Here is an 18,214-nt window from a genome sequence, read left to right on the forward strand (position 1 = left end):
GATCAGAATCAGATCAGCTCGACGACCTCGTCGAGCACAGCCGCGTCGACGAACACGATCACGTGATCGCCGGGCTGGACGGCCGTCGAGCCCCGCGGCGTGATGTGCTCACCGCCGCGGGAAATCGCACCGATGACGACGCCATCCGGCAGTTCGGCCGCTGCGTCAACGATGTCCTGCCCAACGAGGACGCTATCGGGGCCGACCTCGATCTCGATGACTTCGGCGCGAGCGTGCTCGAGCATCGCGATCTTCTCGGTGTGGTCGGTCCGGGTAAAGCGGATGATCTCCTCAGCAGTCTCCTCGCGGGGGTTGACCGCGACGTCGACGCCGACGGTCTCGAAGAGATCGGCGTACTCGGGCGTTTCGATAATGGCGACGGTCCGATCGACGCCGAGTCTGTCGGCTAATAGTGAGACGAGCAGGTTCTTCTCGTCGCTGTCTAAGGCCGCGACGACGACGTCGGCCTCACCGACGTGTTCGCGGGCGAGGAACTCGGAGTTGGTCGCGTCGCTTTCCATGACCATCGTATTCGGCAGCGCTTCGGCGACCTCGCGGGCTCGCTCGTGATCCTGTTCGATCAGCCGCGGCCGGAAGCCGTGTTCTTCGAACTCGCGGGCGGCCTGAAACCCGATCTCGCTCGCGCCGACGATGACGACTTCCTCGGTGTCGTCCGGCGTCGTCGCGACCTCGTCGGCGAAATCGTGCATCGAGTCCGGGCTGCCGATGACGACGACCCGATCACACGCTCGGATGACGGTGTCACCCCGCGTGACGATCATCTCGTCGTCCCGGAAGATCGCCGCGAAGGTCAGCGAGTCATAGCAGTCCGCCTCGCTGACCGTCCGGTCGACGATCGGGCTGTCTTCTGGAATGTCGAACTCGGCCATGCGTACGAGCCCACCAGCGAACGTATCGACGTCGTGAGCGCTTGGCAACCCGGAAATCCGGAAGATCGTCTGTGCAGTCAGGAGGTCGGTACAGACCATGAAGTCGACGCCGAACGCCCCCTGTGAGCCCTGCCACGTCTCGAGCAGCGTCCGCCGGCGGACGCGGGCGATCGTGAAGACTTCAGACGTGGCTTTCGCCGCGCCACAGACGACCGCGTTGGTCTCGTCGTTGTCGGTACAGGCGATGACGAGCCCAGCTTGCTCGAGGCCGGCCTCGCGCAACACCTCGAGGTCGGTCCCGTCGCCGCGGATCGTGAGGACATCGAGCTCGTAGGTGAGCGCCTCGGTCACGTCGCCGTCGCGGTCGACGACGACGACATCGTGGGTGTCCTCGAGATTCGCGGCGATCGACCGCCCGACTTCACCGGCACCGACAATGATTACGTACACGACGATCCCTCCGAAAGCATGCGTACTGAAACCGTATTTCGGGGCGACCGGGAAATGGATTACGATGCGCGAAGACGGGCTGAGCGGCGCGGTAGGCCGGCGATGTTGGACACGCAAGAACCCCATTACCGAGACGGATACGAACCGATGAGCTAACCCACTGTGTTTTTAAGACCTGGGCGTGTACGAGCACATAGCGAAACCCGCGGGCAAGTGCGTTCGGGGCCTCCGATGTCGGAGGCCGGCCGGAGACTGGTTGTCTCCGCGAGCGCATAGCGGGATGGCCGACGCGCTGCAAGACGCCGGGGCCGAACAACCAGGAGTCCGCGGACCGTTTCGATGAGAGTCCACAACGCGGCTTTCAGTGCTACGAACCATGGAAATCGAAATTGCAACGATTGGCGGCTACGAAGCGGTTGGACGGCAGATGACTGCCGTCCGCGCCGGCGACGACGTCGTCATCTTCGACATGGGTCTGAACCTCTCGAAGGTACTGATCCACGACAACGTCGAAACCGAACGGATGCACAGTCTCGACCTGATCGACATGGGCGCGATCCCCGACGACCGGGTCATGAGCGACCTCGAGGGCGACGTCCAGGCGATCGTTCCCACCCACGGGCACCTTGATCACATCGGTGCCATCTCGAAGCTGGCCCACCGGTACAACGCACCGGTCGTCGCCACGCCGTTTACGATCGAGCTGGTCAAACAGCAGATCGAGGGCGAACAGAAGTTCGGCGTCGAGAACGACCTGATCAAGATGGAGGCCGGCGAAACGATGTCGATCGGCGACAGCGGAAAGGTCGACCTCGAGTTCGTCAACGTTACCCACTCGATCATCGACGCGATTAACCCCGTCCTCCACACGCCCGAGGGCGCGATCGTCTACGGGCTGGACAAACGGATGGACCACACGCCCGTCATCGGCGACCCGATCGACATGGAGCGGTTCCGTGAGATCGGTCGCGAGGGAGAGGGCGTCCTCTGTTATATCGAGGACTGTACCAACGCCAACAAGAAGGGCCGGACGCCGTCGGAAAACGTCGCCCGCGAACACCTCCGGGACGTCCTCTACAGCATGGAGGACTACGACGGCGGGATCGTCGCGACGACGTTCTCGAGTCACATCGCACGCGTCAAGAGCCTCGTCGAGTTCGCCGAGGATATCGGCCGCCAGCCCGTCTTGCTGGGTCGGTCGATGGAGAAATACTCGGGCACTGCAGAACGATTGGACTTCGTCGACTTCCCGTCGGATCTGGGCATGTTCGGCCACCGCAAGTCCGTCGACCGGACCTTCAAGCGGATCATGAACGAAGGCAAGGAGGACTACCTGCCCGTCGTCACCGGCCACCAGGGCGAGCCCCGTGCGATGCTCACCCGGATGGCCCGCGGCGAAACGCCCTACGAGCTCGACGACGGCGACAAGGTCGTTTTCTCGGCCCGTGTGATTCCGGAGCCGACCAACGAGGGGCAGCGCTACCAGGCCGAGAAACTGCTCGGGATGCAGGGCGCGCGCATCTACGACGACATTCACGTTTCGGGCCACCTCTGTCAGGAAGGCCACTACGAAATGTTAGACGCGCTCCAGCCCCAGCACGTCATTCCGGCTCATCAAGACATGAAAGGGTTCTCGGGCTACGTCGACCTCGCCTCGAACGAGGGATACACGCTCGGACGGGATCTCCACGTCACGCGCAACGGGAACCTCATCCAGCTCGTCGACTGATATGACGAGTCCCGAGGCACGCGAACAGGCGGTGCTCGAAGCGGTGCGCAAGCGTCGTGAACTCGTCAACGACGCGATTCCCGAGGAGCTGCCGATCCAGCGACCCGAGCGGCTCTACGAAGCCTCTCGATACCTGCTGGACGCGGGCGGCAAGCGGCTCCGGCCGACCGTCTTCCTGACGACAGCGGAGGCGCTGGCCGACGTCGAGGCGCTTTCGACCGGGTATCGGTCGTTTCCCTCACTCGACGACAGCGGCCCGGTCGACGTGATGGCTGGCGCCGTCAGCGTCGAGGTCATCCAGTCGTTTACCCTGATCCACGACGACATCATGGACGACGACGACCTCCGGCGTGGCGTCCCCGCCGTCCACAAGGAGTACGACCTCGAGACGGCCATTCTGGCCGGCGACACGCTCTACTCGAAGGCGTTCGAGATCATGCTCGAGACGGACGCGGAGTCAGCCCGTATCGTCGACGCACTCGAGGTCCTCGCGACCACCTGTACGGACATCTGCGAAGGGCAGTCGCTCGACGTCACCTTCGAGGAGCGCACCGACGTCTCACCCGACGAGTACCTCGAGATGGTCGAACAGAAGACGGCAGTCCTCTACGCAGCGTCGGCGTGTCTGCCAGCGATCTTGCTCGGCGCTGACGACGAGACGATCGACGAGCTCTACGGCTACGGGCTCGACGTCGGCCGCGCGTTCCAGATTCAGGACGACGTCCTCGACCTGACCGTCCCCAGCGAGCAACTCGGCAAACAGCGGGGCAGCGACCTCGTCGAGAATAAACAGACACTGATCACCGTCCACGCCCGCGAGCAGGGCGTCGACGTCGACAACTTGGTCGACACCGACGATGTCGATGCGGTCACCGAAGCCGAAATCGACGACGCGGTCGCCGAACTCGAGGCGGCCGGCTCGATCTCCTATGCGAACCAGACTGCTCGCGATCTGGTCGAACGCGGCAAGAACCGACTCGAAGTCCTGCCGGACAACGAGGCGCGCGACCTCCTCTGTGACCTCGCGGATTACCTGATCGAACGCGGCTACTAACACAAGTCGCCGCACAGATCGAGCGACACCGCGAATCGCGAGGGTTTTTGACCGGGCGCGGATAGCACACGGTAATGAACGACGAGTTACGCGAGCGCGTCGAGCGCGAGGTCGAAAAGCACGCGCTGTTGAACGCGGTCAAACACGAAAGCGACGCCGACGTCGGCGCGATCATGGGGCCACTGATGGGCGACAACCCCGAGTTCCGCGAGCACGGCGACGAGATTCCGGGGATCGCCGGTGGCGTCGTCGGACGGGTCAACGATCTTGATTACGAGGCCAAACGCGCTCGCCTCGAGGAACTCGCACCCGAGGAACTCGCCGAGATCGAAGCCGAGGAGGAAGAAGACGAACACGACCTGCCGGACCTGCCCAACGCCGAGGAGTACGACGAGATCCGGATGCGGTGTGCGCCCAACCCCAACGGCCCGTGGCACGTCGGCCACGCCCGGATGCCCGCCGTCATCGGCACCTATCGCGACCGCTACGACGGCTGGTTCTGCGTCCGCTTCGACGACACCGACCCCGAGACCAAACGGCCGGATCTCGAGGCCTACGACGCGATCCTCGAGGACCTCGACTATCTCGGCTTCGAGCCCGACGCGACGTATAAGGCGAGCGACCGCCTCGAGACCTACTACGACCACGCCCGCGAGCTGATCGAACTGGGTGGGGCCTACACCTGCTCGTGTTCGGGCGAGGATTTCTCGGAGCTGAAGAACTCGGGTGAACCGTGTCCCCACCGTGAGAAGGACACCGAGACGGTCCTCGAGGAGTTCGAGGCCATGATCGACGGCGAGTACGACAGCGGCGAGATGGTGCTGCGGGTCAAAACCGACATCGAGCACAAGAACCCCGCGCTGCGCGACTGGGTCGCCTTCCGGATGATCGATACGCCACACCCGCGCGAGGAGGCCAGCGAGTACCGGTGCTGGCCGATGCTGGACTTCCAGTCGGGCGTCGACGACCACCTCATCGGGATCACACACATCATCCGCGGGATCGACCTGCAGGACTCCGCGAAACGCCAGCAGTTCGTCTACGACTACTTCGACTGGGACTACCCCGAGGTCATCCACTGGGGTCACGTCCAACTCGACGACTACGACGTCAAGATGAGCACGTCGACCATCTCGGAACTGATCGAGCAGGGCAAACTCGACGGCTGGGACGACCCGCGCGCGCCGACGCTCAAGAGCCTGCGCCGGCGCGGTATCCGCGGCGAGGCCATCGTCGACGCAATGACCAAGCTGGGCACCTCGACCACCGACGTCGACCTCGCGATGAGTTCGATCTACGCGAACAACCGCGACCTGATCGACGACGAAACCGACCGCCGATTTTTGGTCCGTGACGGCGTCCAGCTCCCTCTCGGCGGTAGTCCACCGGAGGAAGCGAACCCGCCGCTACACCCCAACCACGAGGACCGCGGCGTGCGAGAGATCCCGGTCAGCGATGCCGTCTTACTCGAGGAGGGCGACCTCCCCGACCGCGAGGAACGGATCTGGCTCAAGGGACTGGGCTGTTTCCAGTACACTCGCGACACGCTCCAGTATACCGGCGACGACATCGACGTCGTCCGTGAGGGAGACGTCGACGTCATCCACTGGGTGCCAGCCGAGGAGAGCGTGCCTGTCCGGATGCGAACCATGGATGGCGACGTCTCCGGGCACGCCGAACCGGGTGTCGCCGCCCTCGAGTCCGACGAAGTCGTGCAGTTCGAGCGCGTCGGCTTCGCGCGGATCGACCGCCACGACGAAGACGAGACGATCGCGTACTACGCCCACCCCTGAATTCCGCCTCGAACAGTTCGTCGAACTACTCGAGTAAGTCGTCCGCACGATCCGGATCCGGATCGGCGACGACGCCGTCTTGCCGACCGAGCACGCGAGCGTGGGCGGCACAGACGAGCCGGTTCTCGTCCCAGGGGATATGTAACTCGACCGCGGCCGGGCGCTCGCAGTCAGGCTCGGAACACTCCAGTTTCATTCGTCCATGTGAACGAGAGCCACAGCTTCAGTGTTTGCCCACGATCACAGCACGAAGACAGCGACGACGAATCCAAAGAGGATCGACGCCGTCAACAGGACCTGGACCGCCGTCGACGCGAGCACGCCGATCGTCGTGTAGACCGCCGAGCGGGTGCTCCCCTCGAGTTCGCCGTCACGAACGAACTCGAGGACGAAGACGGTCCCGAAGAGGCCGACGAGTAGGCCAAGCGGCCCAGTGACGACCATAAGGACGATCCCGACGATAGCGGCAGCCGCGGTCGTCAGCCACGACGCACCGCCTGCGCGGGCGGCGATCGAGCCGCCGAAGAACTCGATGGCCGCAGTGATGGCAGCGAGGACAGCAAGCACGATGAAGGTGAGGACGCTCACCTCGGCAAATCCGACACCCCACCAGTAGACGCCGAGGCCGGCAAGCGAGAGGAGCCCGCTCGGAACCATCGGCACGGCCGCACCGACGATGGCACTGACGAGCAAGGCAATCGCGAGGACCGTTACCGCGTCGACCATACGCCAGTTGAGGGGCCCGACCGCCAAAGCCGTACTGCCGGCTGCCTCGAGTCGGCTCGGTCGGCGGCCGATTCGTAGCGTCCGAAGCACGACTACACGCCCCAAAAGATCACGATTCCAAGGGTCGTGACGATCGCGAGCAGCAGTTGGAGCGGGCCGCCAACACGGATGAAATCCGAGAACTGGTACTTCCCCGGGCCGTAGACGAAGAGGTTGGTCTGGTAGCCGACGGGCGTCATAAACGCCGTACTGGCGGCGAAGGTCACGGCGAGGACGAACGCGAAGGCGTTCGCGTTCAGCCGTGCGGCCACGTCGACGGCCACCGGAACGAGCAAGACGACGCTCGCCTGATTGCTGACGATGTTGGTCATCAGCGCCGTCAGCAGATAGAACAGTCCGAGGACGGCGACCGCCGGCAGGAAATCCGCACTCGAGACGACGAGCGCGCCGAGGACGTCCGCGCCGCCGGTCTCGGCCATCGCACTCCCAAGCGGGATGACGCCAGCGAGCAGGAAGATGATATCCCACTGAATGGCCTCGTAGGCCTCGGCCGGTTTGACGACGTTGACGGCGAGCATCACGACGACCCCGGCCAGCGCCGAGACCATGATCGGAAGCAGATCGAGCGCGGCCAGACCGACGACGCCGAGGACGACGCCGACCGCGATCGGCAGCTTCGACCGCCGGAACTGCTGGAGGGCGAGGTCGCCTGCGACGATGACGTTCGGATTGTCGGCTAACCGGTCGACCGTTTCTGCCTCGGACTCGATGAGCAGCGCATCTCCCGGCCGAAAAATAAACTCGGAGAGTCGTTCGTGGGTGATCTGGCCGCCGCGTCGAACCGCGAGCACGCGCGCCTGATAGGTGTCCGAAAACCCCGCCGAGTCGATCGCCTCGCCGATCAGGTCCGAGCCCGCCGTAAGGACGATTTCGACGAGCGTCTGCTCCGGAGCGAGCGTCTCGAGGTCGGCTTCGGCCGTCACGCCGGGCACCAGATCGACGCCGTCGACCTCGAGCAGCGTCTGAAGCGCGTCGTCGGTGAGCCGGACCGTATAGACGTCGCCGCTCTGGACGGTCGTCGACGGAAGGGGATTGGTGACGTACTGCTCGTCACGGATGAGTTGAGTGACCTCGGCCTCGAAATCGACCTCCTCGAGGGCGTCCTGGATCGACAGGCCGACCACGGGAGAGTCACGTCGAACGACGAGTTCCGTGAGATACTCCTCTTTTGCCGTCGTCTCACGCTCGCTGCGCGGCGTTACGTGCGATGGAGTGAGCCAGTAGCCGATCGTAAGCAGGTACGCCGAGCCGATAGCGAACACGACGATCCCGAGGTGGGTGAACTCGAACATCGAGAAAGAGCGACCGAGGTACTCCGCCGAGAGGCTGCTCGCGACGAGGTTTGTCGAGGTCCCGATAAGGGTGAGCATGCCGCCGAACATCGACGCATAGGACAGTGGCAAGAGCAGTTTCGATGGCGAGGTCCCGTTCTCGTGAGCGAGGTCGTTGACCATCGGCATCAAGACGGCGACCGCTGCCGTGTTGTTGATCAGGCCCGATAGCGGCGCGACGATGCCGATCGTCGCACCGAGTTGCTTGTGTTCGCTCTCACCCGTGTACGAGGCGACGCTCTCCTGGAGGCGCTGAATGAGGCCCGTTCGACGAACCCCCTCACTCAAGATCATCATCGCGAGGATGGTGATCGTCGCGGGATTCGAGAACCCGGCGACGCCATCACGCGGTGAGACGCCTGTCCACGGGCCAAGCACCATCAGACTCACCATGATCCCGAGTGCCGTCACGTCGATCGGCACCGGCTCAGTGACGAACAACACGAGCGCGACGGCGATAATCAGAAAGACCAGCAACGCACCCGTCGTCAACTGAGCCATCCGGTTTTGGTGCCTTCCATAGCGAACGACAAATAACGGTGGCCGCATCTCCGCGGGCTGAAGACGGTGCGCTGGATGATGTCAAGGCGTGCCGACGTACCGGTGTCTGTTGATGAGATACACGAGCGACGACGCCCAGAGCGCAACGACGAATCCGTACATGGCGTCCCCGGGCGGGTGTATCGACTGGCGAAGTGAGGCGACGAGATAGACGAGCGCGTACACGCCCACCGGACCGGCCACGTACGCTACTGAAAGCGGTTGCCAGGCCGCTCTCGCATCCACGAGCGTCCCTGCGTCTTTGACGAACGCCATGACTGTGGCGACCGCAGCGAATACCAGACAGAAGAGCAGCAAGACGGCGACGATCACCCCTGGGCCGCCGTCGGGCACAATCCAGAACACGAAGAGCAACACCAGCGGGGTAGCGAGCACGTACACGACGATTGGAAGCCACCACTGCGAGTCGTCGACGGGCCGTTCTCGCTCGGCTCGCGGTGTCGCAGGATCGTGCACTCGAGCGAGCTCGCCGGCGATCCACGCGCCGACGATCGCACTAGCCATCGTGAGCACTGCCATGAATACAGCACCGAGGACGATTTCGACCAGAAACAGGGCGACAGTAACGGCGGTCATCGCCGGCGACTCGAAGCCAAGCGTCGTGACCAGATCGGCGACGGACACCGCGAGGACGCCAACCGACCCGACGAGTCCGGTTCGCACGCCAGCGCGGCGACTCGCTATCGGGCGGTCGTGGTAGTAATAGCCGACGAACAGTCCGGCGGCGAGCAACGGAATTGTCGGACTGAGACCGCCGATGCCGACACCATCACGCGGGATGGCGTCCAACGCCAAGACAAGTGTCACCGGAATCGACGCAACCCCGACGAGGGTTGCGGCTCGTAACCGGTCGTCGGTCAGTCGCTCGAGGAGGGATCGGAGGGAGGGCATCGATATTATTCATTCCTTGATTCCTTAGCATATTGAAATTAGTGTTCGGTTTGCCGCGTGGACCCTCGCGGTCAGCGCCCTGCGAACCGCTCTCGTACCGCGAGCGCCACGTCGCCTCCGTAGTGGTCGACCAGCGGACAGACGGCGTCGCCGAGCGCGCGCATACACTGTCTCGTCGAGTGATACCCGAGGCGATCGGCGACGGGCTCCCAGTCGCGACTCTGGAGGACGCGCAGGACGAACAGCCGTTCTTCGCGATCGGTCAGGTCGACAGCATCGGGCTCGTCGACGAAATACCGCACGACGAGGTCGCGAAACGGCCCGGGATCGACGTCGAACAGGCCCGGTCCGTAGGCCGCCCCCGCGACGACGCGCCACTCGTGGTCGGTCAACGAAAGCGACGGCCCGGCCCCGTCGGCGACGCTGCGCAACACTGCGCGGGCGACATCCGGCTCGAGGTCGTCGAGGGCATCCGAACACAGCGCGGCGAACCGGCGGACGAACCAGTCGGCGTGGCGGCCGTGAAGCGCCCGGCCCGCGTCGCTCGTCGGCGCGAGCATGAGCGCCGAATACTCGCCACTGGCGTCGTTGCGTGTCGTCGAGACGTGGATCGCTCGATAGCCGTTGTCCCGCCAGAACGCCAGCAAGCCGGGCGTCGCGCCGAAGCCGGTGCCGAGCCAGTCGACCGACGGAGCGTACTCCTCGCGGATGCACTCGAGCAGGCGCGAGCCAAGCCCCCGCGAGCGGGCCGCGTGGTGGGTCGCGATACGGACGACGCGCAGGCCGGCCGGCTCGGCTGCCGCCTCGTCCCGCAACTGGCTGGTCAGCACGTCCGGCAGCATGTTGCCGCGGACCCGGCCGCCTTCGTACATCATCGCTCGCGTGTCCGGCAAGAGGTCCCCCTCGCGAGCGAGCAACGCCACGCTGACGACGTGGCCGTCGTGGACGAGCGCGCGGGCCTCGAGATTGGGTGCGTCGAGCAACCGCGCGAGATCAGCGGGTTCGGTCCGGTAGTGGGCGAGCACGAGCAGACCAAAGGCTTCCCGGAGCAGGGACTCGTCGGCGAGTAAGTTCGCGGGCTCGAGCCGCCGGTAGTCGACCGTTTCAGGGACCGCGTCGGCTGCGAGCGCGTCGACCGGCGGGCGAGCGTCGAGTAGCAAGGCGCGGAAAGCCCACACCTCGACGGGATCACCCGCCGCGTACCGGATCGGCTCGGCGAGCTGACAGTCGATCACGTCGTGGTCGCTCTCGGCGAGTCGCTCCCGAAACCGGACCGAGAAGCCACGTCCTGCACCCTCGTAACCGTGGATCGTCGTTGCGAAAGCGATGCGGTCAGCTGCAAGCAGCGACTCGAGGGTGGCGACCGGCAGCGCGGCGGCCTCGTCGACGACGACGATGTCGGTCGACTCGAGGTCCTCGAGTGCTACGGCTGGCTCGCGAAAGCGGACGGTACCGCCGGCGGCCGTCTCGATCCGCCGAGGCTCGATGACGGCGTCGGACTCGAGTGTCTCGACGAGTTCACTGGCACGTTCGAACAGTTCCGCCGTATTCCGGGCGGCGGGCGCGGTCACAAGCACGTCTTCGCCGACGACGGCGTACGCACCAGCGGCCAGTCCCGCGGCGCTCGATTTGCCCCGGCCGCGGTCGGCCTCGAGGACGACAGCCCGCTCGGTCTCGGCGAGCGACTCGAGCGCGGCGACGGCGTCGACCTGATCGGCCGTCAGGCAGGCCTCGTAGATCGGAGTCGGGAATCGGTGGTCGGCTGGCGGCGTCGGCGGCTCCGTCGGCATCTGCGGGGCCGGATCAGTCAGTCCGTCGGCGTCGACGCTGTCGGTCTCGAGGTCGACGATCGCGATCCCGCGGTGGACTCGCAGCGTCTCGACGAGCCGGCGTTTGAATCGGCCGGTGACGTCGTCGATGTCGAACGGCGGCACTGCAAGCGAGGCATCGAACTCGTCGCGGCGATCCGGCCAGGACGCAAGCGGCGGCGTGAGCAAGACGAGGAGACCGCCACCGTCGACCGCGCCGACGACTTTGCCGAGCGCGTTGGGCCGGAGTTCGTCGTGGGCGTCGACAGCGATCACGTCTCTGGTCGTTCCCAGCAGTTCGCCAGCGTTGGACTGCGGGAGCTGTTCACAGCGGAGTCGGTCGTCGGGACCGACGAGCGTCGTCTCGGTGATCGGAACCGAGAGGGTATCGAGGATCGACTCGAGGGTGTCGTAGCCCCGTTTACGAGCGCCCGCGAGCACGAGCAGTCGGCGCTCGTTGGTTCGCTCGGCTTCCCCGCGAAGCGACTCGGCGAGGCCGACGGCGTCGACGTCCATGTGTGTGGTGGCGTTGGCGTCTCGAGCGTAATATACTGCTGGACAACGCGCGGACACACTGTACGGTCTGCTGTCCCGATGTCCCGGCGTATCCGCAGGACGGGTCGCGGAGACGCCGGCACTGACTGAAAGGAGTCCGTATGATTGCACGCGAGGTGCTCTCGCCGCGAGCGGATGGAACGGCCCACACGACCGAACGGTCCGTGCGGAGCGATCTCACGCACTCGCTCGTTTGAACACGCTTTTAAGGAGGGCAGCGCTATTCAGGTGTACACCCTACACGGGGTTGATGATGCTCCTAGCCCTACAGGACTTCCGCCGGAGTCGTTCCGGCACGGGTACCCAGTGCCCGGATGGCAGGGGAGCGCGAGCCCACGTGTAGGAGAGGTGAACAACCAATGTCAGTCTACGTAACCACCGACATCCCAGCCGACCTCGCAGACGACGCCCTCGAGGCGCTCGAGGTCGCACGAGACACCGGACGCGTAAAGAAAGGAACGAACGAAACGACGAAGGCCATCGAGCGCGGCAACGCCGATCTCGTCTACGTCGCCGAAGACGTCTCTCCTGAAGAGATCGTCATGCACCTGCCGGAGCTCGCAGACGAGAAGGGCATCCCAGTCGTCTTCATCGAGACCCAAGACGACGTCGGCCACGCCGCCGGCCTCGAGGTCGGCTCGGCCGCTGCGGCGATCGTCGACGCCGGCGAGGCCGACGGCGACGTCGAGGACATCGCCGACAAGGTCGAGGACCTCGACTGAGGTGATCAGAGATGAGTGCTGAAGAGGAAGAAAGCGGCTCTACGCCCGCCGAGGTCATCGAGATCGTCGGCAAGACCGGCATGCACGGCGAAGCCATGCAGGTCAAATGCCGGATCAAGGAGGGCGAGAATCAGGGACGCATCATCACCCGTAACTGCCTCGGGCCGGTCCGTGAAGGGGACGTACTCCAGCTTCGCGAGACCGCCCGCGAGGCCGACTCCATCGGAGGACAATAATGGTCGAGAAACGAACCTGCGACTACACGGGCGAAGAGATCGAACCCGGCACGGGCATCATGTACGTCAAAACCGACGGCACCGTGCTCCACTTCGTCGACTCCAAAGCGGAGAAAAACTACAAGCTCGGGCGCGAACCCCGAGATCTGGAGTGGACCGAAGAGGGTCGTCGCGCCAAAGGCCCAGCCCAAGAAGAGGCACCTGCGGCCGACGAAGCCGAAGCCGAGACGTCCACCGAGGACGAGAGCGACGAAGTCGAGGCTGAGGAAGCATGAGCGATCACGAGCGCACCTTCGTGATGGTCAAGCCCGACGCCTTCGCGCGTGGCCTCGTCGGCGAGGTCGTCTCCCGACTCGAGGACCGCGGGCTCAAGCTCGTCGGCATCAAAGTCGAGAACATGCCCCGTGAACGGGCAGAGGAACACTACAGCGAACACGAGGACAAACCGTTCTACGACGACCTCGTGGACTTCATCACCTCGGGCCCGGTCGTACCGATGGTCTGGGAGGGCCAGGACGCGACCCGACAGGTCCGCCAGATGATCGGCGAGACCGACCCGCTCGAGGCCGCACCCGGCACGATCCGAGGCGACTACGCGCTCGATCTCGGTCGGAACGTCGTTCACGCCGCCGACCACGAGGACGAGGGCGCAAACGAACGCGAGATCGCGATCCACTTCGACGAGGACGAGCTGATCGACTACGATCAGCACGACGCCGAGTGGCTCTACGAGTAGTCGATCTCGAGTCGACACCTGTTCCCGATTTTCTGGACGCACACGCCCTGTGAGCGTGTTCTGTGCTGTAACGAAGGAACACCGCTGTGGATGTTCTCTGGATAATACCACCGCCAAATATTCTAGAGTAGAATACACGTATTCATCTAGAGAGACGTAACATCTAATGTCACGGGTAGAGTAGAGGCTGTTGGTGGTTTCGAATGGTAACACACAGGAGGTGGGCCGTGAATGCGTGAAACGGACGGGAAGGTGACCCCGTTGATGACGGACGCGACGCCGTCGCTGGATCTCGTTTTCGAACTCCTCTCGAACAGTCGACGACGGTACGCGCTGTACCATCTGAATGCGCAGTCGGATGGCGTCGCAACGCTTGAAACGCTCACCGAGAACGTCGTCGCCTTTGAACAACAGACGGGTACGAGAGACGGAGGACACATGACGGACCGGCATGCGAACGTTCGAATGGCACTCACACACACCCACCTCCCGAAACTCGAAGACGCAGGTCTTCTCGAATACGACCGACGCAGCGAGATGGTGCGATACTGGCGACAGCCGTCAGTCGAGGAGTGGCTCGAACACGCTCGTCACAAGGAGATCACGTAACACGGGCGAGTTCACGGCAACCGACAGCGGCGACCAGCGGATGCGAGACGGGGACGCACCGATCGCTGAAACTTTTAATAGCGAGTCTGTGGTGGATGCTCGTGAGTATCGGGAAATCGCACGACAGGATAGCCGTGAGTTTATTCGGGGTGATAACGTCCCACTCCTCAAAACTTAACAGGCGAGGAACCGATACAGAACATGAGACGAATACTATGACTGATCACGAACTTCCGCCACTTCCGTACGATTACGACGCGCTCGAGCCATCGATTTCCGAACAGACCCTGACCTGGCATCACGACACGCACCACCAGGGCTATGTCAACGGCCTCAACGCCGCCGAGGAAACCCTCTCGGAGAACCGCGAGGAGGGCGATTTCAGTACGACGCCCGGGGCCCTCAGTAACGTCACCCACAACGGCTGTGGACACTATCTTCACACGCTGTTCTGGGAGAACATGTCTCCGAACGGCGGCGGCGAGCCCGAAGGCGACCTCGCTGACCGCATCGAGGAGGACTTCGGCTCCTACGAGGGCTGGAAAGGCGAGTTCGAGGCCGCTGCTGGTGCCGCCGGTGGCTGGGCACTGCTGGTATACGATCCCGTCGCAAAGCAGCTTCGTAACATTGCGGTCGACAAGCACGACCAGGGCGCACTCTGGGGCTCTCATCCGGTCCTCGCACTGGACGTCTGGGAACACTCTTACTACTATGACTACGGTCCGGACCGCGGGAGCTTTATCGATTCCTTCTTCGACGTCGTCAACTGGGAGAAGGCCGAAGAAGAGTTCCAGAAGTGTCTCGACCACTTCGAGTAAGCGACGAGTTGTCAACCTCCTATTTTTATCGCCGCAGACACCCGACAGCGGACGCAGTAGCGTTCGGATGATGTCGATGCGCCGTCGACTATGTGGGTAACACCGCCTGGTTGGTTGTAACTACCATGGTTTAACTACATGTGGAATGATGTCTCACCCCATATGGCCGCCGAGGACAGCGTCGACACGATTGTCGAGGATCGAGACCGGGAGCGATACCAGCCATCCCCCGAAACCGAACCGGTCAAGCCGAGTGGATCGCTCGCGGCTGCCCTTCAGGCAGCCTGCGACGGAGCCGTGCGCTTCGACGAGTACACGCGCGTGCTCTACGCGACCGACGGCAGCATCTACAGCGCACAGCCTGCCGGCGTCGTCTTCCCGCGGGACGTCGAGGACGTTCGTGCGGCGGTCCGCGTCGCAGCCGACCACGACGCGCCGGTGCTGCCACGGGGTGCTGGCACCTCGCTTGCCGGGCAGACCGTCGGCCCCGGTTGTGTCGTTCTCGACCTCTCGCGGCACATGGACGAGATCCACACAATCGATCCGGACACACAGACCGCCGTGGTCCAGCCGGGGGTCGTGCAGGACGATCTCGACGCCGCACTCGAGCCACACGGCCTTCGCTTTGCGCCGGATCCGGCCTCGTCGAACCGCGCGACGATCGGTGGTGGGATCGGCAACAACTCGACGGGCGCACACTCGGTGCGATACGGCATCACGGACGCCTACGTCGAGGAGTGTGCGGTCGTTCTCGCCGATGGGTCGCTGATCCACACGCGAGATATCGTCCTCGACAGTCCCGAGTGGGACCGACTCGTCTCGAAAGACGATCGCGAAGCTGCGATCTACCGGACAGTTCGGGCGCTGGTCGAGGACAACGCTGACGAAATCGAGTCGCGCTACCCCGAACTCAAACGCAGCGTCAGTGGCTACAATCTGCAAAAAGTAATCCGAGAAGACGAGGAGAGCGAGACGGCGACAGCCGCCTCGGAAGACCGAGCGGGCGAGGCCCGCGAGGAGGGGAACCGAATCATCAACCTCTCGAAACTGCTCGTCGGTGCCGAAGGGACTCTCGGTGTCGTCGTCGAGGCCACGCTCTCGCTTGTGACCCGCCCCGACGAGACCGCACTCGCAGTCTGTTGTTATGACGATCTGCTCGAGGCGCTTGCCGCCGTCCCCGAGGCGCTCGACCTCGAAGCCAGCGCGGTCGAACTCATGGACGACGAGGTGTTTCGGCTGGCTGCCGACTCTGCAGAGTATGCCGAGTACGCGGAGCCGATTCCCGAGGGGACCGAAGCAGCGCTGATGCTCGAGTTCGATTCGGAGGTCGTCGACGACCTCCCGGACGCAGTGGCGGCGGCGACGACCCACCTCGTAGACGAGGGGAGGGCGTTCGCATCGCTCGAGGCGTTTTCGCCGGCGAAACAGGACCGGCTCTGGAAGCTCCGAAAGGCCGCCATCCCGCTGTTGATGAGTATGGACGGCGATCCGAAGCCCTATCCGTTTGTCGAGGACGCCTCCGTCCCGCCTGAAGAACTCGCAGAGTACGTTGCGGGCTTTCAGGAAATCCTCGAGCGCCACGACACGACGGCGGCGTACTTCGCACACGCGGGCGTCGGGACGCTTCACATTCGGCCGGTCCTCAATTTGAAAGACGGCGACGACGTCGAGACAATGCGTGCCATCGCCGACGACGTCACCGACCTCGTCGCCGAACACAACGGCTCCTTTTCGGGCGAGCACGGTGACGGCCTCGCACGAACGGAGTTCAACCCGAAGCTGTACGGTCCCCAACTCTGGGACGCGTTCAAGGAGCTTAAATCGACGTTCGATCCGGATTGGCGGCTGAATCCCGGGAAGGTCGTCTACCGCGACGACAAGCCGACCGACATCCGCGATCACCTCCGATACGGGCCGGATTACGCCTCGCTCGAGCCGCGGACGACGCTCGAGTTCGACGAGGAGGGCGGCTTTTCCCACCTCGTGGAACTCTGTAACGGCTGTGGGACCTGCCGACAGACCGGCAGCGACGTGATGTGTCCGACGTATCGCGCGACCGAGGAGGAGATCACGACCACGCGAGGCCGTGCGAACCTGCTTCGGGCGGCGATCAGCGGCGAGATCGACCCCGACGAACTCTACAGCGAGCAGTTTCAGTCGGAGGTACTCGACCTCTGTATCGGCTGTAAGGGCTGTCAGAGCGACTGTCCCACCGGGGTCGACCTTGCGAAGCTCAAAGCCGAGGTCAAACAGCAGTACCACGACCGCAAAGGGACGAGTCTCCGGGAACAGTTGTTCGCGAACGTCGATCGGCTGGCGTCGCTGGGGAGTACGGTCGCACCGCTTGCGAATCGTGCCACGAAGGTGCCGGGTGCGCGGACCGCCCTCGAGAAGACGGTCGGAATCGCTGCCGAGCGGTCACTGCCGACGTTCCAGCGGGAGACACTGGTCGACTGGTACGGAGAGCGGGGGCCCCAGCTCGATGCAGACACGGCGACCGCGGGGGTCGTCCTCTATCCGGACACGGACACCAACTACTCGAATCCGGCAGTCGGGAAAGCAGCCGTCGAGGTCCTCGAGGCGGCGGGGATTCGCGTCGCGGTTCCCGAACTGGGGCCGACCGGGCGCGCGGCCTACTCCCAGGGGCTGCTCGAGGCCGCCGCCGATCAGGGCCGGGCGCTGCTCGACGACCTCGAGCCGTATCTCGAGCGCGGCTGGGCGGTCCTGTTCGTCGAGCCCTCGGATGCAGCGATGGTCATCGACGAGTATCGCTCACTGCTCGACGACGAGCACGTCGAGACGCTCGCTGCGAATGCGTTCGGCGTCTGTGAATACCTCGACGACAACCGGCTGGATGACGACCTCTCGTTCGACGGGGAGACAATCGCGGACACACAGCTGACGTTTCACGGCCACTGCCACCAGAAGGCCCGCGGCGCGGACCACCACGCGGTCGGCGTGCTCCGGCGGGCTGGCTATTCCGTCGAGCCCGTCGATTCGGGCTGCTGTGGCATGGCCGGCAGTTTCGGCTACGAAGCCGACCACTACGACCTCTCGCGGGCGATCGGTTCGATATTGCGAGACCAACTCGAGGACCACACGCGCCGCGATGGCACCGAGACGACGGTCGTCGCCCCCGGCACCTCCTGTCGGACACAGATCGGCGACTTCGAGGGCTACGATCGGCCCACCCATCCCGTCGAGTTGCTCGCCCGTGCGCTCGAGACGTAGCGATCCAGGCGGTC

16 protein-coding genes are annotated in these 18,214 nt (G+C 64.2%); 10 read left to right on the plus strand and 6 right to left on the minus strand.

Annotated features, from left to right (window positions below; translation table 11 throughout):
• Positions 1-8: 8 nt before the first annotated feature.
• The gene (gene trkA / locus C476_RS11240) at positions 9-1,340 is read right to left on the minus strand and encodes a Trk system potassium transporter TrkA (protein WP_008012945.1); all 1,332 of its coding nucleotides are present in this window, start codon (positions 1,338-1,340) and stop codon (positions 9-11) included.
• A gap of 376 nt (positions 1,341-1,716) precedes the next feature.
• Between trkA and C476_RS11245 the strand changes: the two genes are divergently transcribed.
• The 3 genes from C476_RS11245 (at position 1,717) to C476_RS11255 (ending at position 5,916) form a co-directional block, all read left to right on the plus strand.
• Entirely contained in the window at positions 1,717-3,069 is a 1,353-nt protein-coding gene (locus C476_RS11245; protein WP_008012947.1) for a ribonuclease J, read from the plus strand.
• Between the two features lies 1 nt (position 3,070).
• Positions 3,071-4,123 (plus strand): geranylfarnesyl diphosphate synthase, encoded by a 1,053-nt coding sequence (gene idsA3, locus C476_RS11250; RefSeq protein WP_008012949.1) that lies wholly within the window; start codon positions 3,071-3,073, stop codon positions 4,121-4,123.
• A gap of 74 nt (positions 4,124-4,197) precedes the next feature.
• Positions 4,198-5,916, plus strand: a complete 1,719-nt coding sequence (locus tag C476_RS11255) for a glutamate--tRNA ligase (protein WP_008012950.1) — start codon at positions 4,198-4,200, stop codon at positions 5,914-5,916.
• A 25-nt stretch (positions 5,917-5,941) separates the two neighbouring features.
• Here the strand turns inward: C476_RS11255 and C476_RS18720 are convergent, their stop codons facing one another.
• The 5 genes from C476_RS18720 to tmcA form a co-directional block, all read right to left on the minus strand.
• Positions 5,942-6,112, minus strand: a complete 171-nt coding sequence (locus C476_RS18720) for a hypothetical protein (protein ID WP_008012951.1) — start codon at positions 6,110-6,112, stop codon at positions 5,942-5,944.
• A 44-nt stretch (positions 6,113-6,156) separates the two neighbouring features.
• Positions 6,157-6,642, minus strand: coding sequence for a DUF456 domain-containing protein (locus C476_RS11260; protein ID WP_008012952.1), 486 nt, complete (start codon positions 6,640-6,642; stop codon positions 6,157-6,159).
• 92 nt (positions 6,643-6,734) lie between these two features.
• Positions 6,735-8,534, minus strand: a complete 1,800-nt coding sequence (locus tag C476_RS11265) for an SLC13 family permease (protein ID WP_008012953.1) — start codon at positions 8,532-8,534, stop codon at positions 6,735-6,737.
• An 81-nt stretch (positions 8,535-8,615) separates the two neighbouring features.
• Positions 8,616-9,485, minus strand: coding sequence for a DUF5518 domain-containing protein (locus tag C476_RS11270; RefSeq protein WP_008012954.1), 870 nt, complete (start codon positions 9,483-9,485; stop codon positions 8,616-8,618).
• 71 nt (positions 9,486-9,556) lie between these two features.
• Complete coding sequence (gene tmcA, locus C476_RS11275; RefSeq protein WP_008012955.1) at positions 9,557-11,809, minus strand: tRNA(Met) cytidine acetyltransferase TmcA; 2,253 nt, start codon at positions 11,807-11,809, stop codon at positions 9,557-9,559.
• 398 nt (positions 11,810-12,207) lie between these two features.
• Between tmcA and rpl7ae the strand changes: the two genes are divergently transcribed.
• From rpl7ae to C476_RS11310, 7 genes are all read left to right on the plus strand, one after another.
• Positions 12,208-12,570: a 50S ribosomal protein L7Ae gene (rpl7ae, locus tag C476_RS11280; RefSeq protein ID WP_008012956.1), complete on the plus strand. Its 363-nt coding sequence runs from the start codon at positions 12,208-12,210 to the stop codon at positions 12,568-12,570.
• 11 nt (positions 12,571-12,581) lie between these two features.
• On the plus strand, positions 12,582-12,806 hold the full coding sequence (locus C476_RS11285) for a 30S ribosomal protein S28e (protein ID WP_006064297.1): 225 nt from the start codon (positions 12,582-12,584) through the stop codon (positions 12,804-12,806).
• A complete protein-coding gene (locus tag C476_RS11290; RefSeq protein WP_008012980.1) occupies positions 12,806-13,081 on the plus strand; it encodes a 50S ribosomal protein L24e in 276 nt (91 codons plus the stop codon). Before C476_RS11285 ends, C476_RS11290 begins: the two co-directional genes overlap by 1 nt.
• On the plus strand, positions 13,078-13,542 hold the full coding sequence (gene ndk, locus C476_RS11295; protein WP_008012982.1) for a nucleoside-diphosphate kinase: 465 nt from the start codon (positions 13,078-13,080) through the stop codon (positions 13,540-13,542). The genes C476_RS11290 and ndk overlap by 4 nt, the downstream gene beginning before the upstream one ends.
• Positions 13,543-13,773: 231 nt before the next feature.
• A complete protein-coding gene (locus tag C476_RS11300) occupies positions 13,774-14,151 on the plus strand; it encodes a DUF7344 domain-containing protein (protein WP_008012983.1) in 378 nt (125 codons plus the stop codon).
• A 215-nt stretch (positions 14,152-14,366) separates the two neighbouring features.
• The gene (sod, locus tag C476_RS11305) at positions 14,367-14,969 is read left to right on the plus strand and encodes a superoxide dismutase (protein WP_008012985.1); all 603 of its coding nucleotides are present in this window, start codon (positions 14,367-14,369) and stop codon (positions 14,967-14,969) included.
• A gap of 162 nt (positions 14,970-15,131) precedes the next feature.
• The gene (locus tag C476_RS11310; protein WP_008012987.1) at positions 15,132-18,200 is read left to right on the plus strand and encodes an FAD-binding and (Fe-S)-binding domain-containing protein; all 3,069 of its coding nucleotides are present in this window, start codon (positions 15,132-15,134) and stop codon (positions 18,198-18,200) included.
• Positions 18,201-18,214: the final 14 nt, after the last annotated feature.

Source organism: Natrinema limicola JCM 13563 (assembly GCF_000337475.1).
In the GTDB taxonomy this organism is placed as follows: domain Archaea; phylum Halobacteriota; class Halobacteria; order Halobacteriales; family Natrialbaceae; genus Natrinema; species Natrinema limicola.

Excerpts from the sequence above, each read along its gene's own strand:
- C476_RS11245 (WP_008012947.1), top strand. The coding sequence starts at position 1,717 with ATGGAAATCGAAATTGCAACGATTGGCGGCTACGAAGCGGTTGGACGG.
- idsA3 (WP_008012949.1), top strand. The coding sequence starts at position 3,071 with ATGACGAGTCCCGAGGCACGCGAACAGGCGGTGCTCGAAGCGGTGCGC.
- C476_RS11255 (WP_008012950.1), top strand. The coding sequence starts at position 4,198 with ATGAACGACGAGTTACGCGAGCGCGTCGAGCGCGAGGTCGAAAAGCAC.
- C476_RS18720 (WP_008012951.1), bottom strand. The coding sequence starts at position 6,112 with ATGAAACTGGAGTGTTCCGAGCCTGACTGCGAGCGCCCGGCCGCGGTC.
- C476_RS11260 (WP_008012952.1), bottom strand. The coding sequence starts at position 6,642 with ATGGTCGACGCGGTAACGGTCCTCGCGATTGCCTTGCTCGTCAGTGCC.
- C476_RS11265 (WP_008012953.1), bottom strand. The coding sequence starts at position 8,534 with ATGGCTCAGTTGACGACGGGTGCGTTGCTGGTCTTTCTGATTATCGCC.
- C476_RS11270 (WP_008012954.1), bottom strand. The coding sequence starts at position 9,485 with ATGCCCTCCCTCCGATCCCTCCTCGAGCGACTGACCGACGACCGGTTA.
- tmcA (WP_008012955.1), bottom strand. The coding sequence starts at position 11,809 with ATGGACGTCGACGCCGTCGGCCTCGCCGAGTCGCTTCGCGGGGAAGCC.
- rpl7ae (WP_008012956.1), top strand. The coding sequence starts at position 12,208 with ATGTCAGTCTACGTAACCACCGACATCCCAGCCGACCTCGCAGACGAC.
- C476_RS11285 (WP_006064297.1), top strand. The coding sequence starts at position 12,582 with ATGAGTGCTGAAGAGGAAGAAAGCGGCTCTACGCCCGCCGAGGTCATC.
- C476_RS11290 (WP_008012980.1), top strand. The coding sequence starts at position 12,806 with ATGGTCGAGAAACGAACCTGCGACTACACGGGCGAAGAGATCGAACCC.
- ndk (WP_008012982.1), top strand. The coding sequence starts at position 13,078 with ATGAGCGATCACGAGCGCACCTTCGTGATGGTCAAGCCCGACGCCTTC.
- C476_RS11300 (WP_008012983.1), top strand. The coding sequence starts at position 13,774 with ATGCGTGAAACGGACGGGAAGGTGACCCCGTTGATGACGGACGCGACG.
- sod (WP_008012985.1), top strand. The coding sequence starts at position 14,367 with ATGACTGATCACGAACTTCCGCCACTTCCGTACGATTACGACGCGCTC.
- C476_RS11310 (WP_008012987.1), top strand. The coding sequence starts at position 15,132 with ATGGCCGCCGAGGACAGCGTCGACACGATTGTCGAGGATCGAGACCGG.